Source organism: Jeotgalicoccus sp. ATCC 8456 (assembly GCF_016313225.1).
Taxonomy (GTDB): domain Bacteria; phylum Bacillota; class Bacilli; order Staphylococcales; family Salinicoccaceae; genus Jeotgalicoccus; species Jeotgalicoccus marinus.
On the sequence record NZ_CP066224.1, the window covers coordinates 2,010,569 to 2,037,413 of the forward strand.

Consider the following 26,845-nt stretch of genomic DNA (forward strand, 5'->3'; position numbering starts at 1 on the left):
TCTTACCTAAATAAAATTTGAAACGGCATGCACAGATATTTTTAGTATGTACATGCCGTTTCTCGTATATAATATAAAAGTTATTTTTGTGCCAATTAAAGTGACTATTTAACTGTGTGTTATCGTGTATAAACTTTTAGCGGAAATTAATGATGAATTTTACACCATGTTCAGTTGGATCTGCTGTAAAGCTGCCATTATGGAAATTTACAGCATCCATAATAATTGAAAAGCCAAGACCGTGCTGGTCTTTATCTTCCTTAGTCGTTTGTTTACTCTGTATCAGTTTACTGAGATCTTTTTGGTCTATACCTTGACCATTATCTTCATAAGTGATGACGATACCTTCTTCATTATCTTCTAGAATAATGTTAATGATCGGATTTTTTTCATTATGATCCAGGCTGTTCTCAATCAGGTTGATAAACATACGCTCTACATACAACTTATTTCCATAGAATTCATCATCGTCTAAATTGTTATCTATATTGATATCTTTGTAGCCGACAGTTTTAATGATTTCCTTAAGCGCACGGGCTAGTGAAAAGGATTCCTTGTCTAGTTCCATCTGACTTGTTTCGACTTTAAAAGTGCTATTTAAACTATCAATCAGCTGTTCCATATATAAGGCTTTATCAGAAATTAAAGTGATATATTCCTTTTGGTCATCTGGAAAATAAGGCATTACTTTAGAATAGCCATAGATGGAAGTTAAGGGTGATTTTAAGTCATGAGAAATTTGGTTTAGCCACTTCGTTCTATAGTAATCAATTTGATTTTGGTACAATCGATCTTCTAATAGTTGAGCATTTAGAGAATCAACAGCTTCATCAAGCTCCTTGTAGATTTTCTTAGATTTTTTCCTGTTATATGAAGCACTCGGTTTATATAACAATCCATTAGATAGTTGGGTCAGCCAATCGACATAGAAGAACAAAGGTTTACTTAGTCTTCGAGTCATAATGATGGATAAGATAATTGCCAAGAGAATTATAAAAATAGGCACAACGATTAACAGGATACCTATTAATTTGAAGACAGTAATATCCGTATCTGTAAATTCATCAACATAGGCATAGTCCATAGTCGTTGCTGATTCAAAAAACTGTAGCTCATCACCAATGATATGATAGTTATAATCGTTATAGTTTTTCGTATACAGACTATCAATCAGCATTAGAGTATCGACCTCATCTTCATTTGAGATATCGATATTTGTGTCATCATTCTCATTGATCATTAGAAAGTGTGCATTTTCTTTATAGGGGATGGCAATTGTTGTTGTAATATTATCGATGATCAGCGATTTTAAATTACGGTTACTCTTCGGATATATCGTATTTGCTTCATCATCGATAATGAAAGCTGTATAGCCTTCTTCTTTAAGAGATGATTTAAGATTATCAGACAGTATATAACCATCTTCATCGTCATCATTGATTTCAGTAATTAATTCATAGTTATCAATCTTAGCCGGTGAGTTATTAGAGAACAATGAGTTCACGTTTATACCAAAAAGAAAAAGACTTATGATCACAACAAGTAAACTCAAGATCAGAAAAGTAATGATGTACTTTAAAAATATTAAAGCAAAACGCCTATTCATTAACATCACCACGGAAGATATATCCTTTCCCTCTAACGGTTTGAATTAATTCAGGTTGTTCTGGACTATCTTCAATTTTTTTACGCAAGGTTCTAATGTGCACCATCAATGTATTATCATCCACACCTTTGTCATAACCCCAAACATTTAGGTAGAGTTGCTCTTTCGTAAGTATTTGATTATTGTTTGTCATAAAACAGGTTAAGAGATCGTATTCTCTTGTTGTTAGATGAATTTTTATGTCTGCCTTGAATACCTCTGCTGTCGACGTGTCCACTGTTAGGTCTTTATATTTCATATGATGTACTGGCTCTAAGTGCACTTTTACTCTATAGGCAAGTTCGATAGGGTCAAATGGTTTTTTGACATAATCTATCGCACCTTGTTGAAAGCCTTTATAGACATCAATTTCAGAATCTTTAGCAGTGACAATAATGACTTTTGTCATATTTAAATTGATGAATTTCATTAACTGGTAGCCACTTTCTGATTTTAAATTTAAATCTAATAGTAAGACTTGAAAATTGTGTCTTAAGATTAAGTCTTTTGCCTCTTCTAAGTGGCTAGCAGTGTATACATTATTTATATTTTGAGACGATAAACTTAAAGTTATCAATTGTAAAATATCATTATCGTCTTCAACGATTAAAATTTTATTAGTCATAGTGACACCTCAATTATATTGTAAAAATAAAAGCTCTACTTGACCACCTTTATAGAATAAATTAAGACACATTTAAGGTAAGTTTAAATTTCTCTTAAAGTCTGAAGGATACAATGGTTTTGAGGTGAATTATAAAGTGAAAAGAATCGAAAGTGCAGATGTTATAAGAGGATTCAGTTTGTATGGAATCTTAATGGCTAATCTACTTATTTTTCAATTTGGTTTAAGTGGAAAAGACCACATGGAATTTTATGAATTGAACACGATTAATGAGTTTCTATTTAAGGCTGTAAAGGTGATATTTGAAGGTAGTTTCATGCCTATTTTTGCCATACTGTTTGGTTTTTCCATGGATAAATTATTTGAATCCATGAAGAATAAGGAAATGAAATGGAAAAGGTTTAAACTTCTATGTCGAGCAATTGGCATTTTAGTAATTGGTTTTCTTCATGCTACATATATTTGGGAAGGGGACATTCTTTTAGCATATGGACTCGCCATGTTAGTATCCATTATTTTTATAGGTTTACCTTCTTGGTTTTATAAAATTATATCCGGCATCATCATCGTCATTCTATTGTTAATGCTTGGGAGTGGTTTTCTATCTAGTGAAATTGATGAAGCATCAACGGTTAGTGAAGCGGAGACAAATGAATATATGACTGAATTACTAACGGTCTATCAGACTGGAACTTACGGTGAAATTGTCGATGCTAGAGAGAATATGGAAGATCCTTTTTACAATGAAATGATGAGTGAATTCAAGGATTCAAAAGGGTTATTCATGATTTTAGGACTTTTTATGCCAGCACTTGGCTTTATGTTTGGTATCAACCTGTCCCGTTCTGATTGGTTCCAAAAGGATGGCGCAAAATTTTGGAATAGTGCACTATATATTTGGCTTATTCCAGTAAGTATCATAATGAAATCAAGTATTTACTGGCTAAATGATGAGACATTAGCAAGTAACTTAAACCTAGTTTTTGGCCTATTTTTAGCGTTTGGTTTAATGAGCTTAATGAAACTTTTATACCAGAGATATGAGAATAACATCATTATGACCGGTATGAAAAATATCGGTAAACTGTCGCTAACTATGTATATCTTACAAAGTATCTTTGGCACATTCGTGATGTACGGCTATGGGATTGGCATGTTTGGTACTAATACTGTAATCTTTACGGTTATCTTGTTTACACTCTTCTACGTACTTCAGTTGATCCTTGCGACTTGGTATATGAAACACTTTAGATATGGTCCTTTAGAATATCTACTTAGAATGGTCACTTACCTACGTATCCGTAGTAGGAAATGGCAGAATAAGACTTCAAAATAGATCTGTTTTTATAATAAAATCTGACAGTTTAAATGCTTTTATGCTAAAATTTAATTAATTACGACTTTAATCTAGTTAGGTAAGGATGATGTTATGAAGACTTTGCTTCTCACAGGATACGAACCATTTTTAAAGTTTAAAACCAATCCAACACAGTCTGTTGTTGAAAGCCTTGAAGGTAAAACAATTGGTGGTTATAAGATTGTCGGTAGAATTTATCCTGTTGTTTTTGGTGAGATTAATAGTTTAATCGAAAAAGACATTGAAGATGTAGAACCTGATGCTATTGTTTCACTTGGACTGGCTAATGGTATTAAAAGCATCCACCTTGAACGTATTGCAATCAATACGAGAGATGGTCGTGAGGATAATTCAGGTTTTAAACCAAGCGGAGAAAGAATCTATAAAGATGGTGCGGATGGGCTATTCTCTAAATTGCCTTTAAAGCGATTAGAACAAGCACTTTTAGATGCAAATATTCCAACAACAATTTCTAATTCAGCAGGGACATATCTCTGTAATAATTTAATGTATAGTAGTCTTTATTATTTAAATCAGAAAGGCTTAGACATTCCAGCAGGTTTTGTACATGTTCCACCGAGTCATGAAATTGGAATTGCAGTTGGGTCTGCAAGTTGGTCTCAAGAAGATATCACAAAAGCAATTCATATCTTAATAGAAAATCTTCAAGATACTTAGGAGGGCATTATGGACGTTTTAAAAGTAAATTCATATGAAGAAATGAGCGATAAGGCTGCGGGTATTTTGATGGATGTAATCCAATCTAAGTCAGCACCAGTTATCGGTTTAGCAACCGGTTCAACACCAGAAGGTACGTATCAAGCACTTGTTAAAAAACTTAATGATAGTGATGTCGATCAAGATCAGATCACAACATTTAATTTAGATGAGTATGTTGGACTAGACGCCTCACATGATCAAAGTTATTCATATTATATGCATAAAAACTTTTTTGATCATGTTTCTATTAAGGAAGAAAATATTAATCTATTAAATGGTATGGCAGAAAGTGAAACAGCAGAAGTTGAAAGTTACGAGAGAAAGATTGGCGAGAAAGGTATCGACATTCAACTACTCGGTATCGGACGTAATGGTCACATTGCTTTTAATGAACCAGGCACTTCATTTGATTCATTAACACATAAAGTTGAATTAACACCAGAAACGATTGAAGATAATTCGAGGTTCTTTGATGATATTGATGATGTACCTAAGGCTGCATTTTCTATGGGCTTAGCGTCAATTATGAAAGCGAGAAAAATTCTTATTTTAATCAATGGTGAGAATAAGAAAGAAGCCTTATCAGCACTACTTAGTGGTGAAGTTTCAGAAGAAAATCCGGCTTCTATTCTAAATAATCATCCTGATGTAACGATAATTGCAGACAGTGCAGCAATTGGTGAATAAGGCTAACATATGAGATAATACTCCTAATACATCGTGTTAGGAGTATTTTTATGAATGAAAACAAACAAAAAATCATATACACATTAGCGATGCTTTTCATATTTTTAGTTATCGCAAATACTATGGTAGAAGTAAACTGGGCCTTACAAGTATTAGCAGTGCTGTTTGCAGCTTATTATATTTATATGGCGTATAGAGAGATCAAGAAAAACAAAGATAAAAACGAACCAGATTAACCATCGAGATGGTACATAAAAAGGCATGCTTCCTGATGTTTTGTTTCAGGAAGCATGCCTTTTAATTTTACGAGAACTGCTCTTCTGCAGCAGCTTCTATTTGGTTCTTAATTCTTTTCGGTATCATAACAATTTCAGTTTTTAGGTTTTTAGGACGATAAGTCTTATCGATACATTTCTCGAAGTATTCTAAGTGTTTTTGATCAATACATTTCTCAGATTCTGTACTGGAGTCTCCATCATCTGCCTGAATAGAATACCAGTAAAGATAATCGAATTCGCCCATATGGTCACGCATAATCGTCTCGACAAACATCTTTTCATCATCGAGTGTGAGGAGCGCATCATTCATATGCTCATTGAGGAATTCCATCCATTGATCGACTAATTCTTCCTTACCTTTTTTCACCCTAAATCTTGTTAATTCTACTTGCATATTCAGGACTCCTTTGTTTTAGTCAACATCATATTACACCTTTTTTGGGCAATGTCAATGACCTTATCAAAGAATCTTTTTAAGAAAGTATCTTAAGAATTTTGAGAAAGTTATAGAAATAAATTTTTACTGTATATTATTCATTAAAAGTAGTCTCAAATTGCTTATTTTCTAAGCCTTCTAATGTTTTTCATAATACCACTTTCAGTCGACAATACACTTCTTTTATAAACATAAGCAGCAACCATAAGTGTTACGATAATCAGAGCGATGAGAATTACAACGCCTATAATCATCTCAAGGTGACCTGTATCATTAGTGAGTAATCTGAGTGGCATAACGAATGGTGTGAAGAACGGGATGTAGCTCGCTACTGTGATTAAGAAATGATCTGCAAAACTGATACCTGCCAATGCAATAAAGTAACCAATCATCGTAATAAAGGTGACTGGCATTAAGCCTTGTTGTATATCTTCCATACGGTTGATGAATGAACCGAGCATAGCTGCAATCGAAAGGTAAAGTATTAAACCAAGGACAACAAAGATGACGCAATAAACGATTAATAGTGGTGTTTGGTCGTTTGGCTCTAAACCAAATCTTTCAAGTAAGGCTGTGTGATCTGATGTGTAAAAAGCAATAAGCCCACCGATCGTTATGGCCGCAACTTGAATGATACTCACTGCCATCATTGCTAAAATTTTTGCCATCAAGTGTTGAACGGGTCGTATACTTGAAACAATCATTTCAATCACTCTTGAAGATTTCTCATTTGCAATCTCCATAGCAATCTGTGATGCATAGTTCAGTATGATGATAAACATCAAAATGACTGAGAAGTAGAATATAACCATATTTAATGTATTGGTATCATCTTCACTTGCTGCTTCAAATTCTCCTGAATCTTCAGCTTGGACTAAGAAGTTAACAGGCACTTCTTTGTACATTAACGCTAGCTCTTCTTCACTTAAATCTAAAGTCTGCAGTACGTAGGCGCGGTTGGTATCATTTAAAGCAAGTTGAATGTTTTGTTCTTCTGTAGAAGATAGGGCTTCATCACTTCTAATTTCTGCTTCTAGTGGATCTGTACTTGTAACCTCTAGAACCGTATCGCCATCTTCTTCTACAATCTCTATCTCTTCGTCATAGGTTTGAATAATCGGTTCAAACACTTCTATAAAGGACTGATCTGCTTCAATCTGAAGCGTAGAGGACTCATCTGAATCAAATAGACTGATAATTTTATCCAGGTTAAATGCTAAAAACATTCCTGCGATAATAATCAAGGTTGTGATAATAAATGATTTTGCTTTTAATTTTGAGAAAAATGTTAGGTTGAAAGTCGTCATAAATTTATTCATAGTCTCGACCTACTTTCGAAATGAAGATATCGGTTAGTGAAGGTTCGTTAACTTGGAAACGTTTAAAGAAACCGAGTTCAGTCACTTTGTTATAGATTTCTTCAGCATACTTTTCCTCTTCAATTTTTAAGGTAGTCTTCTTACGTACTTGTTTGATATCAAGTACACCAGGAAAATCTTTTAAGAAGGACACATCATGATCGCCTTCAATAATAATTTCTTTTTGTCCAAAGTCTTTTTTAATTTGATCAATATTACCGCTGACTACTTGTTTACCACGGTCTAATATACATAGCTCCTCACACAGTTCTTCGACGTGTTCCATACGGTGAGAACTAAAAATAATCGTTGAACCATTTCTATTTAAATCCTTAACTGCATTTTTAAGAAGTTCAACATTAATCGGGTCAAGCCCACTGAAAGGTTCATCTAGAATGATGAGTTCTGGATTATGGATTATTGAAGCGATAAGTTGTATTTTTTGTTGATTTCCTTTGGAGAGTTTCTCGATTTTCTTAACCTTGTTCTCCGTTACTTTAAATCGGTCTAACCAATAATCTAAAGCCTCATTGGCTTCTTTTTTGGACATGCCTTTAAGCTCTGCTAGGTAGATGACTTGTTCTTTAACCGTTAGTTTTGGATGTAAGCCGCGTTCTTCCGGTAGATAGCCAATCTTGTTCGTCATGTGATAGCCGATTTTATCTCCGTCATATAAAATGGTGCCTTCTGATGGTGTGAGCAACTGCAAAATCATTCTAAAGGTCGTTGTCTTTCCCGCACCATTACCGCCAAGAAAGCCATACATGCTACCACTTGGCACATTGATGTTGATAGAATCTACTGCTTTGTGGTCACCGAAGGTTTTCTGGATGTTACTTAACTCCAAAGCCATGGTATGTTCCCCCTTTATTTTGATGTTTACATTTTACCACACCACTTGTTAAAGAAAAGTTGTTATAATATAAAAGGTTAAATTTATAAAGTGAGGTGTCGTCTTGGAAACAGTAGAAGAAAGAGCATCATTTAAAAAGTTTATGGATTTAATAAAACGCACGAATGTAAAGAAAAGTATATTTTTTTTGGTGTGTTCCTTACTTTAATTAGTACCGCAGGATCATTAATCGTGCCACTTTTAACACAGATGTTCATAGATGGCTTTGATCCTTCAGTAATTAGTACACCTCTCATCGTACTGATTATTGCTGTCTTTCTCTTAAGCGCAGTCGTTGATGGTGTTGCTTATTATATGCTCGCAAAAATTGGACAGTCAGTCGTCAAACGGTTAAGAGAACTCGTATGGGATAAGTTTCTTAAATTACCAGTAACATATTTTGATAAGACGAAGAGCGGTGAGTCTGTTAGTAGAGTGGTAAATGATACAAGTATTATTCAAGGCTTAATTACGAGTCATTTCCCTCAATTAATTTCAGGTGTGATGAGTATAATTGGGTCGGTTGTTATTCTCTTCTTCTTGGATTGGAAACTTACGCTAATTATGTTCATAGCCTTACCAATTTCTATCGCAGTGATTCTACCTTTAGGAAATAGAATGCAAAAAGTATCGAGGAAATTACAGGATGAAACGGCGACATTTACAGGTTCTATCCAAGAAACTTTGGGAGAAATCCGCTTAATGAAGTCCTTTAATGCTGAAAACTACGAAAAGGTAAAAGGCCGAAAAGGTATTGGTAAACTTTATAAATATGGAATGAAAGAAGCTGTTATCAACGCGCTTTTATCACCTATAATGTATACAGTAATGATGTTAGTCATCATTTTAGTCATTGGTTATGGAGGCATACGTGTTGCTGATGGAACGATGACAATTGGTACACTTGTCGCATTTCTACTGTACCTCTTCCAAATTATTATGCCGATGACGATGTTTGCGATGTTCTTTACAGAATATAATAAAGCCCTTGGCGCAACAGGTAGAATTATCAATATAATGGAACTGGATGATGAAAAATCAGGAGTAGAGAAACCGAATCTTGACTATAACAACTTAAGATTTGAGCAAGTCACATTTGGATATGATGAAACACCTGTTTTAGAAAATATTTCATTTACGGCACAAAACAATCAAAAGGTTGCTTTTGTTGGTCCAAGTGGTAGTGGTAAATCTACAATTTTTGCTTTAATAGAGAAGTATTATGAAGTCTGGAGTGGACAAATACTTGTTGATGGTATTAATATCAATAATCTAAGTCTAAGTTCATATCGTAGTGGCATTGGTTATGTCGCGCAGGAAAGCGCCATTATTTCAGGTACAATACGCGATAATATTACTTATGGTTTAGATCCATCTTTTTATACAGAAGCAGATATTGAAAAAGCTGTTGAACAGTCATACACTAAAGAATTTGTAGTCAATCTAGAAAACGGACTCGACACCGAAGTAGGTGAACGTGGTGTTAAATTGTCAGGTGGACAACGTCAGCGTATCGGTATTGCTCGAGCGTTTTTAAGAAACCCTAAAATATTAATGCTAGATGAAGCGACTGCCAGTTTAGATTCAGAGTCAGAGAAATATGTTGGTGAAGCTTTAAACGAACTTATGGCCGGTAGAACAGTCCTTGTAATTGCGCACCGTTTATCAACAATTGTAAACTCAGATAAGATATACTTTATCGATAATGGATTACTTACTGGAGAAGGAACACACGAATCCCTAATATCCAGTCATGAAAAATATAAAGAATTTACAAACCAGCAATTTGGAGAAGATTAGAGGCAGTTTTATAAATGGGAATTTTAATAGAAGCATTTAGTCCAATCATACCGATATTTATCTTTATTTTTATGATCATCGTTGTGGTGACCTTATTGATTAATATTAGGAGTGGCTATCAGCTCGATACAATCGCAAAAAAGATCAGATATTTTTCAATCATTGGTTTGACGATGAGCATAGTGGGTATTTTTCTCGTAACGCTGATGCCGACTTCAAATGGAAGCGACATCGTTCAGCTCACACCTTTTGAGAGTATTGAAGACCTTTGGTATTATGCAACAACAGAAGCATTAATCAATAGTGTGTTAATGAATATTGTTCTATTCATACCAACATCTTTCTTTTTATATTTTATAATTCGAAGAGAGTTGTTAACCACAATTCTTTGCTTATGTTTGTCAGTCTTTATTGAAACAACGCAGTATTTATTACCGATAGGAAGAATTACAAGTATCGATGATATTATTTTAAACTCAATTGGAGGTATCATAGGCGTATTACTTGGGGTCCTATTTTTAAAGATAAAAGATGTTTATTACTTGATGTTTGGTGGTAAATAAAAAAATAACAGTTAAAAAAGGGGATGTTGTCTATGTACAACAAATTAAAAAACATCGAAGGTGTTACTTTACAACCTAAAGAAGTTGTAGGACCTGCACTTGTAGGATCAGTAGAGTACTTTAATGGGGAGAAAAGTACTTACCATGGTTCACTCGTTGCAACGACACAAAGATTGTTTTTGAATCTTGAAGATCATGGTGTTGTTTGTATTGAAGATTTTGACTATGAGAAAATTACAAGAATTACCATAGAAGATTTGCTTCTTGTAGGTCACATTGTACATCTGTGGACAGATGACCAATTAATCGTCAGCGTAAAAAGCATTTCCGAGGGTAAGCTTGATAAGTTCTTAGAATTTGTCTACAAGTACAAAGGTAAAGTTACAGTAGAAAATGAAGCACTAGCATAAAAGTATATAGAATATTGAAGGCTCCGGTAAGCTCCGGGGTCTTTTTTATATTTGAAATGAGGTAATTTTTTCTAATAGTACCGAATACGTATTATATTTGTGTATAATGACGGTATAAATAATAAAGGGGAAGCTATGAAATTTAAAATGATATTCCTCCTTACACTGGTACTCATGCTCACGGCATGTTCTAGTTTTCGTGAAATTGATGTGACAGATGATGGGGAGTTAAGAAGAATTACAACAGAAGATACATCAGAAATTGATATCCCGGGTAAGCCAGAAAATATTGTCCTGTTTCGTACCATTGATCCAGGAAATGCAGCCCTTTTAGGATATGAGCCAACTGCAGTGAACAGAGCACTAGAGGGGAATGAAACACTGACTAATGAGGTTGGACAGTCACTGACATTTTTAGAGCCTGGTGATATTGAGGGATTAAAAGCAGTTGACCCTGATTTAATTGTGACCTATTCACCTGATGAATATTTTGATCAGTATAGTGAGGTCGCACCAACGATTAGAATGTCTTATTCAGGGGGGATACTGAGTCCGTTTAGTCCACGCGTCTATTTAACACAACTCTATTATTTAGGTGTAATTTTAAATAAAGAAGAAGAAGCAAACAAGATTGGTGACGAGTGGGAAGGACAGACAACAGTCTTAAAAAGAGAACTTAATACGCAAGTTGATGATAAGAATGCTGTCGTTGCTGTCGCTAATGAAGATGGTTATTTGCTCTATAATGAATATATGAGCTATGGCACTGAAGCGGTATATGATGTGCTCGGTTTCCAGATGGACGGTGCACTACAAAGTCATTTAGAAGACAATTTATTTGATGTGAAAACACCAAGTGACCTTAGTGAGTTTGAAGCAGATTATGTCTTTGTTAATACACCTGACTATGAAAATGAGGATATTAAAAGTGAATTTGCACAGGCAATGGATATTGATAAGGATCATGTGATCTTACTCAATTCAGAAGATACCATTACTAATGATTTGATTTCTATACAAAAACAAACGGAGTATATTGTCGATAAAATAAACGAAGCGGGTGAGTAACGAGTGAAAATAGAAGGGGCTTTGATTGGAGAGCTTTTTAACGCACAAAAATTCGAAGACATCTATCTTTCCACTATGCCTGAATGGCAAGCATTGATGCCAAAAGAAGAATTTCTAAATGAAGCACGCCATTTTTATCAGGGTACGGTTCACTTTTCCTTGTACAGAGAAAATGAATTAGAACCTGGTGTGAGACGTTATGCTTTTGTAGATGACAAGACGAAAAAAATGTTGACGGTCGCGGTTAAACAGTCGCTTATCATTGGTCTAAAGTTTGGTTACTTGGAACAATATCATGAGTATAAAACGTCTTCAAAAGTGAAGTATCGCCTACCGTTTAAAGATGATTGGTTCGTCTTATTTGGTGGAGAAGATAACTTTTTAAACTATCATTATTCCTATGAAAATCAGCGCTATGCCTTTGATTTTATCGTTAAAGAAAATGGTCAAGCGGTCAGAGGAAATACTTCAGTTTTAGAAAATTATCACAGTTATGGACGTCCAATTGTCTCACCAGCATCAGGTACTATCTTTAAAGTATATGATGGGGTGAGAGATAATCCACCGATGTCGATGAATATGGATGATCCAGAAGGTAATGCCGTCATTATTCAACATGGCGTGAATGAGTACAGTATGCTTGCGCATCTAAAAGCAGATTCTATCCTAGTCAGTGAGGGGACCTACGTAAATCGTGGGCAAGTATTGGCAGCCTGTGGTAACAGCGGGGCGAGTGATACGCCTCACCTACACTTTCATGTGATGGATGGGCCGAACCCAGACACTTCACAGTCATTAAAAATTAAATTTGAACATGGTCTTGAACCTGAGCAAGGACAAACATTAAGGGGAGAATGAAATGAAGATATTGTTGTCAGTACTAATGTTTTTCAGTTTCTTTTCTAATAGTGAAACAGAGCCACTTCAAGGGAATACTAAAAACTTTGAAACAATCGATCAGGATGCTTTCTTACAAAATTTGAGTCAGTACTTAGATTCTTCGTTTACCTTTGCGGCAACGGGTGACATCTTAGTGCATGACTATCTTTATGAAGACGTTCAAACAGAGGATGGATACGACTTTGTATCTCGCGTAGAGTCAGTTGCACCTTATTTACAACAACAAGATCTGGTCTTCTTAAATCAAGAAACACCTATAGGTGGAGAGGAATTAGGTCTTAGTGGTTACCCTACCTTTAATACACCAGAAGAAGTCGCAGATTTACTAAGTTACTTTAATGCAGACATTGTTAACTTAGCTAATAACCACACACTAGATCGTAGCGCGGAAGGTATAGCTGCAACGACTGAAAACTTAAAAGAGAGAGATATTGATTACGTCGGTGCAAATGTAAGTGAGGAAGATAAAGACCGTGATCGTATTTTCAATGTCAATGGGATTGATGTTGGATTCCTAGCTTATACATACGGAACCAATGGTATTCCTGTACCAGAAGGACAAGAGTACTTAGTGAATTTAATTGATATGCCAAGTATTGTAGAAGATATTGAGCAGTTAAGAAATAAAGTGGACGTATTAATTGTCAGCTACCATCAGGGTATTGAATATGATGAGTTTCCTAGAGATGAGCACATACCTGAGTATCACTCTATGGCAGAGGCCGGTGCAGATATTATTGTCGGTTCTCATCCGCACACCTTACAACCGATTGAACACTATGAAAGAGAAGACGGAAGTGAAGCGGTAATTGCATACTCTATGTCTAATTTCTTAAGTGCACAACAAACATTAAATACTCGGCTCGGTGGTATTTTAGAAGTCACTGTGAAACAAGAAGGGGAGAATATTGATGTCGGCGATGTTAGATTCATGCCGACCTACGTTGATAGTAATGAATATGAAGACTTTTACCTCCAGCCACTCGATGCAATGGATATGACTGATGTCTATAGTGACGTGAGTGAGCACATGACAAGTTATAGTGACAAAGTCGTGGTTGTACCTTACCTCGACTAGTCTTCAGGCTCTTCTTTTCTAATAATCGACATGATCGAGACGATACCTAATAAGATTAAAGTTAATATTAATGGTATGTTAAGTGAGGATGGTAGAAAATCCTGACAGAAATAATAAATCATGCCTAGCGCAATTAAAATGAGAATAATATTTAAACCCTTGCTAACTTTAAACATTTGAAACCACCTTTAAATGTTTGTTTTCTAACAATAATAGTATCATAATAGTGGTAGAAATGAATTGAGGAGAGAGAAATATGAATTATATTATGAGCATTCAAGTGTTGCCTTATCACCCTGGTGACAAAAAACTTTACTCGCATACTAAAGGGGCGATTGAGTTAATAGAAAACAGTGGTTTTACTCACTTTGTTGGCCCAAGTGAGACAACAGTTGAGGGGAATTTGGATGAGCTATTTAATCTCGCTAAAAAGATTAACCTCTACCTTGCAGAAGAAGGTTGCGAACATGTGACAACAAATATTAAGCTTGTTCAGTCTAAAGAAGAAAATCAGATTAAAGACATTCTAAAAGATTACTATGAATTTGAAGATGATGAATAAGAAGAGCGAATGTGCTCTTCTTTTTTGATATAATCGTGAGTAATACTATAAAAAAGGTGATTGTATGGGAGAATGTCCGCACTGTAAGCATGAGTGGACTTACAAAGAAAAACTATTAGGTTATGCATTAAAACCTCGGACACGTATCAGGTGCCCGAAGTGTAGAGAATACATAGAACCATCGACTTTATCGATAATCTATGATTACATCGCGATATTTCTTGTTGCCTTGTTTATATTTATATTAATACCAATTATGCAATGGCCGATGTGGCCGTCGCTGCTCATTAGTTTTATCTTGTTTTTATTATATGTATTTTTATTCCAACCTTTAACGATACGTTTTAAGCATTATGAATACAATATAAAAAAGAAATAAAACTTAAGGGGGATTATATGTTTTCTTTTCACAATACAACGGATATTCACTTTGGTGCTGGTGTGATTACTACGATTGAAGAAGTGTTACAGGATGCCGGTTACGAATCTATTATTCTCGTTGCTTCAAACTCACAAGTGAAGAATGGGGTTAGCGACTTATTAAAGTCATTATTATCGGGCAAAATTAAAGATACTGTTTCAAATATTGAACCCAATCCTACAGTAGATAATGTAGACAGTATCATTGAAGCATGTCATAGCTTTAAGGCTGATGCTATCATTGCTGTAGGTGGTGGCTCGACGATGGATGCTGCGAAAGCGGCAGCGGCAGCAGTTGTTCGTGATGTAGACGCTCGGACAATTATCGATGATAAGCGAGTCAACGGGGCGCTTGATGTGATTGCATTACCGACGACGAGTGGTTCTGCATCTGAAGGTACACCGTTTAGTGTCATCAGTGATAAGGAACGCGGCTTAAAAGTATCGTTAAATAGCCCAGATTTATATCCAAAACATGCTTTTGTTGACCCGGAACTCACATATACGTGTCCACCATCAGTCACAGCGATTTCAGGTATTGATGTTATTTGTCATGCACTAGATTCTATTGGATCTAAGAATCACAATCCAATTTCTGATGCAATTCATTTAAAAGCTTTAAAGCTTGCCTTTGGAAATCTAGAAACAGCATTTAATGAGCCAGATAATGTGACTGCTAGAAAAAACATGGCCTTGGCAAGTACTATGGCGGGTATTGGTTTTAGTCAGACTATGACGAGTGGATCACATGCGACGAGCTACTACCTAACTTCTGAATTTGACATACCTCATGCAGAAGCTTGTGCCTTTACGCTTGATCAATGGATCTTATATAATGCGGAAATAGATAATCGAATGGATAATATTAGTGCTGAACTCGGTTTTAAAAACACACGTGAGATGTCAGACGCAATTAATGACCTAAAAGAAACATTAGGACTTCGTATGACATTTGAAGATTTAGCTATTGAACGCGAGTATATCCCAGAAATTGCACGTCAAGCGATGGCCGCAGGAAATTTCAGAAATAATCTTGCAGAGCTAACTGAGGACGAAATGATTGAAATGTTGGAGAGAAAGTAGGTTATTTAGAGTGACAAAAAAGAAAATCCACGTTGTTGGTGCAGTAATAGAAAATGATTTAGGTGAAATCCTATGTGCTCAAAGACCAGAAGGTAAAAATCTAGCCTTAAAATGGGAATTTCCAGGTGGTAAAATTGAGGCAGATGAATCGCCTGAAGATGCTTTAAAAAGAGAATTGATTGAAGAGATGGCACTAGATATTACAATTGAAGATAAGATCACAACGACCACTCATGAATATGATTTTGGCATCGTTGAGCTGACGACTTACTTTTCTAAAATCAAGAGTGGCACAGTGGAATTACTTGAACATGTACAGATGAAATGGTTGCCTGCAGCTGATATTGATACTTTGGACTGGGCACCGGCAGATATTCCTGCAATTAAGATTATAAAAGAGAAAAAAGGGAATAGAATAGAGAATTAATACACAGGAGGGGTCACTCAATGGACTTAATTAAAGGTTTACTCGGTTTTATATTTAAAACTTTTGTTATTTTATTTGCATTAACGGCAGTGGCTGTCGTGGTTCTAGCATTTTTCCTTAAAAAGGACGTAGATGAAATCCGAGAGTTTACTGAAAGCATTAAAAACGACTTATATCGCGGAAGAGCATAAAATCTTGTCCGGAATATTCCGGACAAGATTTTATTTGTCATTGAGAGCTTGATCTAAGGTCTCGATGTTTTTAGCCATCATCGATTGATAAGTTGCATCTTCAGGATCGTTATCAGTCAATGTTTCTAAATTGTTGAAGTAGAGCGGCTCAGTGTTGGTTTCATCTCTGATGACATCAGTGACGGTCGATGTGACATTCGGTTCATATAATATATAAGGAATATTTTGTGCTTGTATCTGATCGATAATTTCAGTCAGTTCCTTTTGTGAAGGTTCTTGGTTGCTTAATCCATTAATACCAACCTGATGAAAACCATATTGTTCGGCTAAGTAACCGAGAGATTCGTGGGAAATGTAGACATCTGTATAGACAGGATCCTCTGTAATTTCAGTGAGTTGCTTATCGATATTTTCTAAGTCTGTTCGTAAATTATTAAAGTTTTCTTCGTACATATCACTATGTTCGGGCTGAGCATCAATTAGCGCATCTTTGACAGATTCTGCCATAATTATAGCGAGATTTGGATTTAACCAAATATGGGGATCTCCACTACCGTGCTCGTGATCATGGTCGTCATCGTGCTCGTGATCATGGTCATCATGACTCGTTGAAATTAAATCGTCCTCATTGATGTTAGCTGTGGTTTCAATGACGTTCGTGTCTTCAATAATTGTATCTGTGATATTTTTGGCGATAGGGTCTAAATCATTTGATGTCATCATGAAAATATCACCATCAGCATACTCCATCATATCTTTTTGTGTGGGCTCATAAGAATGCATGTCTGCACCAGCTGGGTAAATGGATTCGACCTCAACAGTATCACCACCGATTTCCTCTACAAAGCTCGTTAAGGGAAAAACAGTTGTATAAATATTTAGTTTACTATTGTCTTCTTCGCTTGAGTTGCTACATGCTGTTAAGAAGAGCAGGGCGGTTATAAGATAGGGAAGAAATTTAATCATGTTTATAGTACTCCTAATTCCGTAATGATTACGATTTAAAATTATAGCGGACTGCTTGATATTATGCAAGTGATATTTAACCAAGAAAGTCTTGAAATTTTAGGAGAATCCTAGTAAAATAAATAAGGTGATTTAAAAAGCATATACTAATCATCTGTGAAATGGATGATCAACTGGCCAGTTGATTCGAGTATATTATCATTAATTATCGATTTCACTTAACAAAGGAGGCGACAGAAATGAGAGTAATCGTTACATTAGCTTGCACTGAGTGCGGAGACCGCAACTACAGCACTAAGAAAAACAAAAGAAACAATCCAGAGCGTATCGAAATGATGAAATTCTGCCCTAGATTGAACAAGTACACGTTACACCGTGAAACTAAATAATTACTTATAGCTATCATCAATTGATGATAGCTTTTTTTAATTTAACCCTTTGATTATGTTATAATGAGTCTGGGTCATTGACTAGTAAAATATTAATAGGGGAGTGCAATATATGACAGTAGTTATGGACGGCAAAAAGGTTGCCGCACACTTGTCCGATGAGATTCGTGAAGCACTAGAGGTTTCAGAATCACATGGTATTCAGCCTAAAGTGGCGTTTGTGAGAATTGGAGATTTATCCGATTCGATCTCTTATGAAAATGCCGCGGTTAAACGTTTTGAAAAATTGGGAATCCAGACATCTCAGTTCCATTTTCCAGAAGATGTATCGACGAAAGTATTTTTAACAAAGTTTAGAGAAATTAATGAAGATTATTCAATACACGGTATCTTACTCTTACAACCTTTACCAAAACACATTCCAATGAAACGTGTAGCAGAGGTTATGAATTCATTTAAAGATATCGATGGAATGAAAGCATCAAATCTAGGTAAGGTACTCACGAACGATCCTGATCGTTTGGAACCATGTACACCTGCCGCTGTAATGAATATGCTTGATTACTATGACATCGACTTAAAGGGTAAAAATGTCACAGTAGTTGGTGCGAGTGCAGTAGTTGGTAAGCCGTTATCACTGTTAATGATGAACAGAGAAGCGACAGTTACCACATGTAACTTATACACTGACGATCTTGTTGAGAAATGTAAGAATGCGGACGTCATCGTTTCTGCAGCGGGAGCAATTAACTTGATTGATGAACCACACGTCAAAGAAGGTGCGGTTGTTGTCGATGTGGGTATTAACTTTAATGATGAAGGTAAGATGGTCGGCGACGTGAACTATGAAGCAGTTAAAGATAAAGCTTCATTCATTACACCAGTTCCGGGTGGAATCGGTGCAATTACAACGACAGTGCTTGCTTATCATTTAGTTAAGGCAACAGAACACCAGAAAGAACCTGTCTTGTTCTTAGAAAAACAAGAGAACTAATATTTATCGATTAAGATAATATCTAAAATATCTATAAAAGGGACGAAGATTAAATCTTCCTGTCCACACTTTTGACCAATGAGCATCAAGCTCCATTGGTCTATTTTTATAACTTCTAAATCTACGGAGAAGCGAGAACCATCATAGTAGTAGAAAATACGAACTGCACGTTGTTCATTGAGCGCTTTTTGGAAAGTAAATTCCATTTCACTTAAACGATCATCGGACAGTTCAGGGCGTTCAATTTTAGTCTGATCATCCATGAGTTGCTGCACATTTTCAAACTGCTCAGGCATAGTAGCAAAAGGCGCCCACTTGATCATGCCGCGTCCATTGGGAATATTTGAGTTGAGTTGATCCACGGGAAGTTGACGATAATCCATAACTTCAACCTTCTTTCTTAACTGCTTGTTCTCATTATACGAACATACGTTCGATTTTTCAAGTGGTGGATATATGGTAAATTAATAGTAATAATAAGCTGAGTGAGGACGAAGAATGCGTAAAAAATTAGTTTGGGGAATCATTACTGTCATTGTCTTGTCAGTATTGCTACTTCCTTTAGTTGATAAAACAGCAAGTACGACGCGGGTCATCATTGATAACACAACCAAAGAAATTGTCCATCCGTCCTGCTACGATCAAGCGGACTTAACGAATTGGATAGACGAAGTCTCATTTGGTAGAGCAATAGATGAGTTAGAGTACGATGTTAGAGATGAGTGTTCAAAAGAACGCTTAGAAGAAGGTAAAACAAGCGTGTTGATGAGAATACTGGAGTAAATGGATTATTGTGGGCGGGTCGGCTGGGTCACTGTGAAGTTGACAGCGGTCTGCTAGGAAAATAACGGGTCGCTGTGAAGTTGACAACGGACCGCTAGGAGAAAATCGGGTCACTGTGACCACCACAAGTCGCACAACCATCAACAACCAATACTCAAACAACAAAAGAGAGCACCCAACTGAATTAAGTTGGATGCTCTCTCTCTTTTTCATAACAAACAAAAATTATTCTGATAAGGCTTTTGTAATGTTTGGAACGACTTGTTTTTTACGAGATACAACACCTTCTAGAATTGCTGTATTCTGGTCAAGCGCAACATCAAAGGCACGTTCTACTGATGAAAACTCATTTCCTAGTGCGAGTACCTTAGAGTTTGAGTTAAGAATATCCGTAACGATCAACGTAAATAGATCGTAATTTTCTTTGTCGATTTCTGAATTGATTGCTGCTTCAATTTCCTCACGACGGTTGAATACTTCGTCCACATCTACAACGTTGACTTGAGCGATACGTACGCTTTTCTCACCAATATCAAACGTTTTTGCATCTTCAGTGATTAACTGAACTGCTGATTTGTCTTTAGTAGATGCACCGGCTTTAAGTATTTCAAGACCGTATGTTTCAAGATCAACACCTGCTACAGCTTTTAATTCTGATGCTGCATCGATGTCTTCTTCAGTTGTTGTTGGTGATTTGAAAAGTAAAGTATCTGAAATAATTGCAGATAACATAAGTCCTGCCATTTCCTTAGATAATTCCAAGTTTTTCTCTTTGTAAATTTTGTTTAGGATTGTTGCAGTACAACCGACAGGTTCAGCACGGTAGTAGAGTGGGCCTTCAGTTTCAAAGTTCGCAATTCTGTGGTGATCGAAAACTTTTGTAACGACCGCATTTTCGATACCTTTTGCAGATTGTTGTTTCTCATTGTGATCGACTAAAATAACTTCGTCTCCATTTGCCACTTCTGTTAGTAAATCCGGTACTTCTACTCCGAATTCATCTAGGGCGTACTGTGTTTCACTGTTAATATCTCCAAGGCGATATGCCTTTACATCTGAACCGAGTTGTTTCTCAATATCTTGGACAACAAGTGCAGAAGTTATCGTATCAGTATCTGGGTTTTGGTGACCGAATATTTTAATTGCCATTTACAGTCAATCTCCTTTTTCATGTGTGTGTAATATTTTCTTCACTTAATATTTTAACATTTCTTAAGGGTGTCTTCTATATCTTCATATAAAGAGCGATATAACTGTACTTTACCAGGTTATTTTATGTGATAAAATTAGATTATCTATAATTGTTACTCATAGGAGAGAAACGAATGTATAAATATCAAGATGACAGTTTCATGCTTCACACAGATCTATATCAAATAAACATGTCGAAAACGTATTTTGAACATGGGATTCACGAAAAGAAAACGATTTTTGATCTGTACTTTAGACAGATGCCTTTTGGTAATGGTTATGCAGTTTATGCTGGCTTAGCACGTATTATTGATTATTTAAAGAATCTACACTTCTCAGATAGTGACATTGAATATTTAAAATCAATTGGTTATGAGGATGACTTTCTTGATTATTTAAAAACAGTGCGTTTTACAGGGACCTTACGTTCGGTAGTAGAGGGGGAAACGGTCTTTAACAATGAGCCGCTTGTACAGGTAGAGGCGAGTTTAGTAGAAGCACAGTTAATTGAAACAGCGCTTTTAAATATTGTTAATTTCCAAACGCTGATTGCGACAAAGGCAAGTCGTATTCGTGAGTTAGTACCAGGGGATAACCTCATGGAATTTGGTACGCGCCGTGCGCATGAGTTTGACGCAGCGATGTGGGGTGCGAGAGCATCGATCATTGGTGGGTTTGATGGAACGAGTAATGTCAGAGCAGCTAAATTGTTTGATTTAAAAGCAAGTGGCACCCACGCACATGCGATGGTTCAAGCCTACGGCAATGATTACGATGCCTTCACAGCTTATGCTAAAACCCATAAGGATTGCGTCTTTTTAGTCGATACGTTTGATACATTAAAGTCAGGAATTCCAACAGCAATCAAGGTTGCCAATGAATTTGGTAATAAAATTAACTTTGTCGGTATTAGAATAGATTCTGGTGATATTGCTTACTTAACGAAGAAGGCAAGAATCATGTTAGATGAAGCGGGTTATCAAGACGCTCAGATTATCGTGTCTAATGACTTAGATGAAGTGACAATTCTCTCTTTAATTTCGCAAGGAGCAAAAGTAGACGGTTGGGGTATCGGTACAAAACTGATTACTGCCTTTGACCACCCGGCACTTGGTGCGGTTTATAAGCTAGCAGCTATTGAAGGAGAAAATGGGGAGTGGTTAAACCGCATTAAAATTTCAGGTAATATTGAGAAGGTAACCACACCAGGGAAGAAAAAACTATATCGAATTATCAATAAGGATACAGGCATGTCTGAGGGGGATTACATTACATTGTACGATGAGAAATTTGATTACTCTAATCCACTGTTGATGTTCCATCCCATTCATACGATGAAGCGCAAGCTCATCAAGTCTTATGAAGCAGTCGATTTATTACACGACATTATCGTCGATGGAGTAGTCGTCTATGAGTCACCATCTGTTGATGAAATGAAAGAAAAATGTAGTGAAAGTCTCAGTGAAATCTGGGAGGAAACAAAGCGTTTCTTAAACCCACAAGAATATCCTGTAGACTTATCTAAAAAGCTCTGGAACGTTAAAAACGATTTAATTGAAGAATTGTCAAATAAGACCTTGGAGTGATTTTGATGTCAGATATCCAAAAGGAAATTATCGAGCGTCTTCATGTTAAAACAGAAATTAATCCACAAGAAGAACTCTCAGAAATCATTAACTTCTTAAAGGATTATGTCACTGATCATCCTTTTATAAAAAGTTTCGTCTTAGGTATTTCTGGGGGGCAGGATTCCACGCTTTTAGGCAAGATTGCCCAGTTGACTGTAGCTGCTTTAAGAGAAGAAGGTAAGGAAGTTAAATTCTACACAGTCAGATTGCCTTATGGCGTGCAAGCAGATGAAAGCGATGCAAGAGACGCGGTCGACTTCATTGAACCCGATGAACGTGTCACGGTCAATATTAAAGATAGTGTGGATGCCAGTGTTGACGCTTTATTGGATAGTGGCTTTACATTAAGCGATTTTGTTATCGGTAATGAAAAAGCACGAGAGAGAATGAAGGTTCAATATGCAATTGCAGCACATACAGGCGGTATTGTGCTCGGGACAGATCATGCAGCAGAAGCGCTCACCGGTTTTTATACTAAGTTTGGTGACGGTGCTTGTGATGTCGCGCCACTAATGGGCTTAAACAAGCGTCAAGGGCGTCAGCTACTTGAATTTTTAAAAGCACCACCACACCTCTATGAAAAAATTCCGACAGCAGACTTAGAAAGCAACAAACCGCTCTTAAGTGATGAAGCAGCATTGGGTGTTAGCTATAGAGAAATCGATGATTTCCTAGAAGGTAAACCAGTATCTCAGCATGCTTTTGATACAATCATTAACCATTATAAACGGTCAGCTCATAAAAGAGACTTACCTTATAACCGTTACAATTTACCTAAATAGATAAATAAAGAAAGAGGGCTAACAACCATGTTACAAATGATTAACGAAAACCCAATGTTAATGATTTTAGTCATTTTTATCATCAACATTATTTACGTCACGTTCTTAACGATGCGTACCATCATGACCTTAAAAGGCTATCGCTTTGTTGCAGCTGCCTTTAGTATTTTAGAAACGTTTGTTTACGTCATTGGTCTAGGACTTGTGCTCGATAATCTAGATCGACCACAAAACATCGTTGCTTATGCACTTGGATTTGGTGTCGGTATACTCGTCGGTACTAAGATTGAAGAGCAACTTGCTCTTGGTTATACGGTTGTTAACGTTACGACAGGTAAAAAAGATATCGATTTGCCAAATGACTTAAGGAACTTAGGTTATGGTGTAACACACGGTCATCAATATGGACGTGATGGACAGCGGACAGTCATGCAAATACTGTCACCTAGAAAATATGAAAGAAAATTAATGGAAACGATTCGTGAGCTAGATGATAAGGCCTTTATTATCTCTTATGAACCGAAAAATATACATGGTGGTTTCTGGACTAAAGGACTTAGCCGTCGTCGTATGAAGAACTATGAACCAGAAAATGTAGAAGAAGTATTAGAAGAAATATATGAGCTACAAGAACAGGATGACGCTAATGGCGCAACAGAAGCAACGAAAGAAAAAATTTAAGGTTGGCCCTGATGATACACTTGCAGAGGTATTAGAAAGAATGAAGGAAGAAGGCTATCAAGTCACTAGACGCATGGAAGTTCCGGTGTTTAAAGAAGAAGGCGGCGAGGTCGTCGTCTCACATCAAGAGACTGTTTTTGAGGGTAAATTAATCAAATAATGAGGATGAGTAATTAATGATCAGTAGGTATACAAGACAAGAAATGGCAGACATCTGGACCGAAGATAATAAGTACCGCGCCTGGTTGGAAGTAGAAATACTCGCAGCAGAAGCATGGGCTGAACTTGGTATCATTCCAAAAGAAGAAGTGAAGAATATCAGACCGAATGCTCGTGTTGACGCGACTAGAATCCAAGAAATTGAAAGAGAAACAAGACACGATGTTGTCGCCTTTACAAGACAAGTATCTGAAACTTTGGGCGATGAAAAGAAATGGGTTCATTATGGATTAACATCAACAGATGTCGTCGATACTGCACAGAGCTATGTACTTAAACAGGCAAATGAAATTATAGAAAAAGATATAGAGAACTTTATTGAAATTTTAGCGGATAAGGCAAGAGAACATAAACACACTATCATGATGGGCCGTACACATGGTGTGCACGCTGAACCGACTTCTTTTGGCATAAAAATGGCGCTTTGGCATCAAGAAATGGTTCGCAATTTGAAACGTTTTAGAACGGTTAGAGAAGAAATAGAAGTAGGTAAAATGAGTGGCGCTGTCGGCACATTTGCAAATATTCCACCAGAAGTTGAAGAATATGTTTGCCATCATCTTGGTATAGGATTTGCGGAGGTTTCAACACAAACACTACAAAGAGATCGCCATGCACACTATATAGCGGTAATCGGCTTAATTGCAACCTCAATTGAAAAGTTTGCTGTAGAAATTAGACATCTTCAAAAAACAGAAACAAGAGAAGTAGAAGAAGCATTTGCTAAGGGTCAAAAAGGCTCAAGTGCCATGCCACATAAGAGAAACCCAATCGGTAGTGAAAATGTATCTGGCCTTGCGAGAGTGATAAGAGGGTACATCACAACAGCATATGAGAATGTGCCGCTATGGCATGAAAGAGACATATCTCATTCCTCAGCAGAACGTATTATGCTCCCAGATGTGACAATCGCTTTAAATTATATGTTGAACCGCTTCGGTAATATCATTAAAAACTTAACAGTCTTTGAAGAAAACATGAAGGCCAATATCGATAAGACATTTGGACTTGTATATTCTCAACAGATTCTTTTAGCCCTAATCGATAAAGGCATGTCGAGAGAAGAAGCATATGACTTAGTGCAACCGAAGGCGATGGAATCATGGGAAAGTAAGGTGCCTTTACAAGAACTCGCAAGTCAAGATGAGAAAATCACAGCAGCACTAACGAGTGAAGAATTGCAATCATGCTTTGATGAGTCACATCATTTACGCCGTGTAGATACAATATTTAAGCGAGCAGGTTTAGAGTAAATGAAAGCAATTAAATTTACTTTCGTCCTTAGTCTATTATTAGCTCTCAGTGCTTGTAGCGGCGAGGCATCAACTGAGGCAGAGGCAATTGACTACAGTAAAAATTATGAGGCGCTTACGTTTTCAGACTTAGACATTCCAGTCAATGTTGAAGTAATTGATGGGGTGACTTATGCGGATGGTGTGTTAATCGTAAACAAAGAGATTCCGCTACCTGATGATTACAACCCAGGTATGCAACCAGAAGCGGAGAACGCTTATATGACAATGTTTGAAGATGCTAAAGAAGAAGGGCTCAACTTTGAATTGGTGAGTGACTTTAGAAGTTATGATTATCAGGCTGAGCTATATAATAATTATGTAGCTAGAGATGGTAAGGAAGCGGCTGACCGCTATAGTGCCGAACCAGGTCATTCAGAACATCAGACAGGTCTTGCAATTGATGTCGGATCATATGATAGTGCAGTACTCTTACAAACTTCATTTGAGTACACGCCAGAATTTGAATGGTTAGAGGAAAATGCCCATCACTATGGATTTATTATTCGTTACATGAAAGGTAAAGAAGATATTACCGGCTACATGTACGAACCTTGGCATTTGAGATATGTTGGAGATAAGGCGACGGATATTCATGAAAGTGGCTTAACTTTAGAGGAGTATTTCGACCTTATTTAAGAGCTCGTGTGGTGCGTAAAGCACCCACGGGCTTTTATGTTTTTTAATAGGTAAAAATGCTATAATTATCATATGATTTTTATAAAGGACTTGTGACTATGTTAAGACAAGCAAAACATGTATTTAAGCTAGATCCACAGAAAAATATTACAGATGCATCACTTGAAGCGACCCTAACATCTCAGACAGATTTAATCATGATAAGTGGTACAGACGGTGTCACCAGACAAAACATCTCGGATTTACTTGAGCGTATCAAAAGCTTCAACTTAGACAAGTCTATAGCGCTTGAAATATCTCATCCTGATACTGTTGTACCAGGCTTTGATTATTATTACGTGCCAAGTGTGATCAACACTAAAAATATTAAGTATGCACATGGCCTCTTAATTGAGGCGTTAATGGAATATCATGAGTTTATTGAGTATGAAAACATTAGACTCTTACCTTATATCGTGATGAACGAACACTGCAAAGCTTTTAATCGAGCGGAGTGTACTTTGATGAATGACGAAGAATTTCTAGCTGCTATACACATGTTAGATAAGTTATATAAAATGGATTTTATATATGTAGAGTACAGTGGCACATACGGAGATTATGCACTTGTTAAAGAAGCATTTGATGCGTGTGAAAATAGTCATTTATTATATGGCGGTGGTATTCAGTCCCACTCAGAGGCAACTCAGATGGCCAAGGTGAGCGACACGATCGTCGTAGGAAATATTATCTACGATGATATAGAACAAGCATTGACAACAATCATTTAATAAATGGAGTT

General features: G+C 36.5%; 34 protein-coding genes. 25 read left to right on the forward strand and 9 right to left on the reverse strand.

What is annotated here, in order from left to right; all coding sequences use genetic code 11:
• Positions 1–136: 136 nt before the first annotated feature.
• Both JEM45_RS10455 and JEM45_RS10460 read right to left on the reverse strand, forming a co-directional pair.
• Entirely contained in the window at positions 137–1,606 is a 1,470-nt protein-coding gene (locus JEM45_RS10455) for a sensor histidine kinase (RefSeq protein WP_026866806.1), read from the reverse strand.
• Positions 1,599–2,270 carry a response regulator transcription factor gene (locus JEM45_RS10460; protein ID WP_026866807.1) on the reverse strand — a complete coding sequence of 224 codons (672 nt, stop codon included), beginning with the start codon at positions 2,268–2,270 and terminating at the stop codon, positions 1,599–1,601. Before JEM45_RS10460 ends, JEM45_RS10455 begins: the two co-directional genes overlap by 8 nt.
• A 136-nt stretch (positions 2,271–2,406) precedes the next feature.
• Here JEM45_RS10460 and JEM45_RS10465 point away from each other — a divergent pair, with 136 nt between their 5' ends.
• The 4 genes from JEM45_RS10465 to JEM45_RS10480 all read left to right on the forward strand — a co-directional run bounded on the left by JEM45_RS10465 (position 2,407) and on the right by JEM45_RS10480 (position 5,270).
• Positions 2,407–3,606: a DUF418 domain-containing protein gene (locus JEM45_RS10465; protein WP_026866808.1), complete on the forward strand. Its 1,200-nt coding sequence runs from the start codon at positions 2,407–2,409 to the stop codon at positions 3,604–3,606.
• A gap of 93 nt (positions 3,607–3,699) precedes the next feature.
• On the forward strand, positions 3,700–4,305 hold the full coding sequence (locus tag JEM45_RS10470; protein ID WP_026866809.1) for a pyroglutamyl-peptidase I: 606 nt from the start codon (positions 3,700–3,702) through the stop codon (positions 4,303–4,305).
• A 9-nt stretch (positions 4,306–4,314) separates the two neighbouring features.
• Complete coding sequence (gene nagB / locus JEM45_RS10475; protein WP_198687451.1) at positions 4,315–5,034, forward strand: glucosamine-6-phosphate deaminase; 720 nt, start codon at positions 4,315–4,317, stop codon at positions 5,032–5,034.
• Between the two features lie 50 nt (positions 5,035–5,084).
• The gene (locus JEM45_RS10480) at positions 5,085–5,270 is read left to right on the forward strand and encodes a hypothetical protein (RefSeq protein WP_026866811.1); all 186 of its coding nucleotides are present in this window, start codon (positions 5,085–5,087) and stop codon (positions 5,268–5,270) included.
• 67 nt (positions 5,271–5,337) lie between these two features.
• Here the strand turns inward: JEM45_RS10480 and JEM45_RS10485 are convergent, their stop codons facing one another.
• From JEM45_RS10485 to JEM45_RS10495, 3 genes are all read right to left on the reverse strand, one after another.
• Positions 5,338–5,706 carry a DUF6176 family protein gene (locus tag JEM45_RS10485; RefSeq protein ID WP_198687452.1) on the reverse strand — a complete coding sequence of 123 codons (369 nt, stop codon included), beginning with the start codon at positions 5,704–5,706 and terminating at the stop codon, positions 5,338–5,340.
• Between the two features lie 164 nt (positions 5,707–5,870).
• Complete coding sequence (locus JEM45_RS10490; protein ID WP_198687453.1) at positions 5,871–7,067, reverse strand: ABC transporter permease; 1,197 nt, start codon at positions 7,065–7,067, stop codon at positions 5,871–5,873.
• Positions 7,060–7,959, reverse strand: coding sequence for an ABC transporter ATP-binding protein (locus JEM45_RS10495; protein ID WP_166627066.1), 900 nt, complete (start codon positions 7,957–7,959; stop codon positions 7,060–7,062). The genes JEM45_RS10490 and JEM45_RS10495 overlap by 8 nt, the downstream gene beginning before the upstream one ends.
• Before the next feature lie 231 nt (positions 7,960–8,190).
• On the opposite strand from JEM45_RS10495, the gene JEM45_RS10500 reads away from it, so the two are divergent.
• From JEM45_RS10500 to JEM45_RS10525, 6 genes are all read left to right on the forward strand, one after another.
• Positions 8,191–9,798 (forward strand): ABC transporter ATP-binding protein, encoded by a 1,608-nt coding sequence (locus tag JEM45_RS10500; protein WP_370545366.1) that lies wholly within the window; start codon positions 8,191–8,193, stop codon positions 9,796–9,798.
• 14 nt (positions 9,799–9,812) lie between these two features.
• Positions 9,813–10,361 (forward strand): VanZ family protein, encoded by a 549-nt coding sequence (locus JEM45_RS10505; RefSeq protein WP_198687454.1) that lies wholly within the window; start codon positions 9,813–9,815, stop codon positions 10,359–10,361.
• Between the two features lie 32 nt (positions 10,362–10,393).
• Positions 10,394–10,771, forward strand: coding sequence for a PH domain-containing protein (locus tag JEM45_RS10510; protein ID WP_051220546.1), 378 nt, complete (start codon positions 10,394–10,396; stop codon positions 10,769–10,771).
• Positions 10,772–10,906: 135 nt separating this feature from the next.
• Complete coding sequence (locus JEM45_RS10515) at positions 10,907–11,839, forward strand: ABC transporter substrate-binding protein (RefSeq protein WP_026867161.1); 933 nt, start codon at positions 10,907–10,909, stop codon at positions 11,837–11,839.
• Between the two features lie 3 nt (positions 11,840–11,842).
• Positions 11,843–12,697 carry a M23 family metallopeptidase gene (locus JEM45_RS10520; RefSeq protein ID WP_026867160.1) on the forward strand — a complete coding sequence of 285 codons (855 nt, stop codon included), beginning with the start codon at positions 11,843–11,845 and terminating at the stop codon, positions 12,695–12,697.
• Position 12,698: 1 nt separating this feature from the next.
• Entirely contained in the window at positions 12,699–13,817 is a 1,119-nt protein-coding gene (locus tag JEM45_RS10525; protein ID WP_198687455.1) for a CapA family protein, read from the forward strand.
• Here JEM45_RS10525 and JEM45_RS10530 read toward each other — a convergent pair.
• Positions 13,814–13,993 carry a hypothetical protein gene (locus JEM45_RS10530; protein WP_026867158.1) on the reverse strand — a complete coding sequence of 60 codons (180 nt, stop codon included), beginning with the start codon at positions 13,991–13,993 and terminating at the stop codon, positions 13,814–13,816. The two genes, JEM45_RS10525 and JEM45_RS10530, sit on opposite strands and share 4 nt — an antisense overlap.
• A gap of 80 nt (positions 13,994–14,073) precedes the next feature.
• Here JEM45_RS10530 and JEM45_RS10535 point away from each other — a divergent pair, with 80 nt between their 5' ends.
• The 5 genes from JEM45_RS10535 to JEM45_RS10555 all read left to right on the forward strand — a co-directional run bounded on the left by JEM45_RS10535 (position 14,074) and on the right by JEM45_RS10555 (position 16,500).
• Complete coding sequence (locus JEM45_RS10535) at positions 14,074–14,379, forward strand: thiamine-binding protein (protein WP_026867157.1); 306 nt, start codon at positions 14,074–14,076, stop codon at positions 14,377–14,379.
• Between the two features lie 64 nt (positions 14,380–14,443).
• Positions 14,444–14,758, forward strand: a complete 315-nt coding sequence (locus JEM45_RS10540; RefSeq protein ID WP_084145796.1) for a TIGR04104 family putative zinc finger protein — start codon at positions 14,444–14,446, stop codon at positions 14,756–14,758.
• A 17-nt stretch (positions 14,759–14,775) separates the two neighbouring features.
• Positions 14,776–15,882 (forward strand): iron-containing alcohol dehydrogenase, encoded by a 1,107-nt coding sequence (locus JEM45_RS10545; RefSeq protein ID WP_198687456.1) that lies wholly within the window; start codon positions 14,776–14,778, stop codon positions 15,880–15,882.
• A 10-nt stretch (positions 15,883–15,892) separates the two neighbouring features.
• Positions 15,893–16,309 carry a (deoxy)nucleoside triphosphate pyrophosphohydrolase gene (locus JEM45_RS10550; protein ID WP_198687457.1) on the forward strand — a complete coding sequence of 139 codons (417 nt, stop codon included), beginning with the start codon at positions 15,893–15,895 and terminating at the stop codon, positions 16,307–16,309.
• 20 nt (positions 16,310–16,329) lie between these two features.
• A complete protein-coding gene (locus JEM45_RS10555; RefSeq protein WP_166627065.1) occupies positions 16,330–16,500 on the forward strand; it encodes a hypothetical protein in 171 nt (56 codons plus the stop codon).
• Between the two features lie 30 nt (positions 16,501–16,530).
• On the opposite strand, the gene JEM45_RS10560 is transcribed toward JEM45_RS10555, so the two are convergent.
• On the reverse strand, positions 16,531–17,466 hold the full coding sequence (locus JEM45_RS10560) for a metal ABC transporter solute-binding protein, Zn/Mn family (RefSeq protein ID WP_235678865.1): 936 nt from the start codon (positions 17,464–17,466) through the stop codon (positions 16,531–16,533).
• Positions 17,467–17,705: 239 nt separating this feature from the next.
• Here JEM45_RS10560 and rpmG point away from each other — a divergent pair, with 239 nt between their 5' ends.
• Together rpmG and JEM45_RS10570 are read left to right on the forward strand one after the other, a co-directional pair.
• On the forward strand, positions 17,706–17,855 hold the full coding sequence (rpmG, locus tag JEM45_RS10565; protein ID WP_035811226.1) for a 50S ribosomal protein L33: 150 nt from the start codon (positions 17,706–17,708) through the stop codon (positions 17,853–17,855).
• A gap of 112 nt (positions 17,856–17,967) precedes the next feature.
• On the forward strand, positions 17,968–18,849 hold the full coding sequence (locus JEM45_RS10570) for a bifunctional 5,10-methylenetetrahydrofolate dehydrogenase/5,10-methenyltetrahydrofolate cyclohydrolase (RefSeq protein ID WP_026867153.1): 882 nt from the start codon (positions 17,968–17,970) through the stop codon (positions 18,847–18,849).
• On the opposite strand, the gene JEM45_RS10575 is transcribed toward JEM45_RS10570, so the two are convergent.
• Complete coding sequence (locus JEM45_RS10575) at positions 18,846–19,232, reverse strand: YolD-like family protein (RefSeq protein WP_026867152.1); 387 nt, start codon at positions 19,230–19,232, stop codon at positions 18,846–18,848. The two genes, JEM45_RS10570 and JEM45_RS10575, sit on opposite strands and share 4 nt — an antisense overlap.
• 115 nt (positions 19,233–19,347) lie before the next feature.
• Here JEM45_RS10575 and JEM45_RS10580 point away from each other — a divergent pair, with 115 nt between their 5' ends.
• Complete coding sequence (locus JEM45_RS10580; RefSeq protein WP_026867151.1) at positions 19,348–19,632, forward strand: hypothetical protein; 285 nt, start codon at positions 19,348–19,350, stop codon at positions 19,630–19,632.
• Between the two features lie 225 nt (positions 19,633–19,857).
• Here JEM45_RS10580 and JEM45_RS10585 read toward each other — a convergent pair whose 3' ends face one another.
• Positions 19,858–20,781, reverse strand: coding sequence for a manganese-dependent inorganic pyrophosphatase (locus tag JEM45_RS10585; protein WP_198687458.1), 924 nt, complete (start codon positions 20,779–20,781; stop codon positions 19,858–19,860).
• Positions 20,782–20,957: 176 nt separating this feature from the next.
• On the opposite strand from JEM45_RS10585, the gene JEM45_RS10590 reads away from it, so the two are divergent.
• The 7 genes from JEM45_RS10590 (at position 20,958) to JEM45_RS10620 (ending at position 26,834) form a co-directional block, all read left to right on the forward strand.
• Complete coding sequence (locus JEM45_RS10590) at positions 20,958–22,409, forward strand: nicotinate phosphoribosyltransferase (protein ID WP_198687459.1); 1,452 nt, start codon at positions 20,958–20,960, stop codon at positions 22,407–22,409.
• 5 nt (positions 22,410–22,414) lie between these two features.
• Entirely contained in the window at positions 22,415–23,233 is an 819-nt protein-coding gene (gene nadE / locus JEM45_RS10595) for an NAD(+) synthase (RefSeq protein WP_026867148.1), read from the forward strand.
• Positions 23,234–23,260: 27 nt separating this feature from the next.
• On the forward strand, positions 23,261–23,914 hold the full coding sequence (locus JEM45_RS10600; RefSeq protein WP_198687460.1) for a DUF2179 domain-containing protein: 654 nt from the start codon (positions 23,261–23,263) through the stop codon (positions 23,912–23,914).
• Positions 23,880–24,074 (forward strand): NETI motif-containing protein, encoded by a 195-nt coding sequence (locus JEM45_RS10605; protein ID WP_198687461.1) that lies wholly within the window; start codon positions 23,880–23,882, stop codon positions 24,072–24,074. Before JEM45_RS10600 ends, JEM45_RS10605 begins: the two co-directional genes overlap by 35 nt.
• A 16-nt stretch (positions 24,075–24,090) precedes the next feature.
• Complete coding sequence (purB, locus tag JEM45_RS10610; protein WP_198687462.1) at positions 24,091–25,386, forward strand: adenylosuccinate lyase; 1,296 nt, start codon at positions 24,091–24,093, stop codon at positions 25,384–25,386.
• Positions 25,387–26,064 (forward strand): M15 family metallopeptidase, encoded by a 678-nt coding sequence (locus tag JEM45_RS10615; protein ID WP_026867144.1) that lies wholly within the window; start codon positions 25,387–25,389, stop codon positions 26,062–26,064.
• 98 nt (positions 26,065–26,162) lie between these two features.
• Positions 26,163–26,834, forward strand: coding sequence for a geranylgeranylglyceryl/heptaprenylglyceryl phosphate synthase (locus tag JEM45_RS10620; protein WP_198687463.1), 672 nt, complete (start codon positions 26,163–26,165; stop codon positions 26,832–26,834).
• The last annotated feature ends 11 nt before the right edge of the window (positions 26,835–26,845 follow it).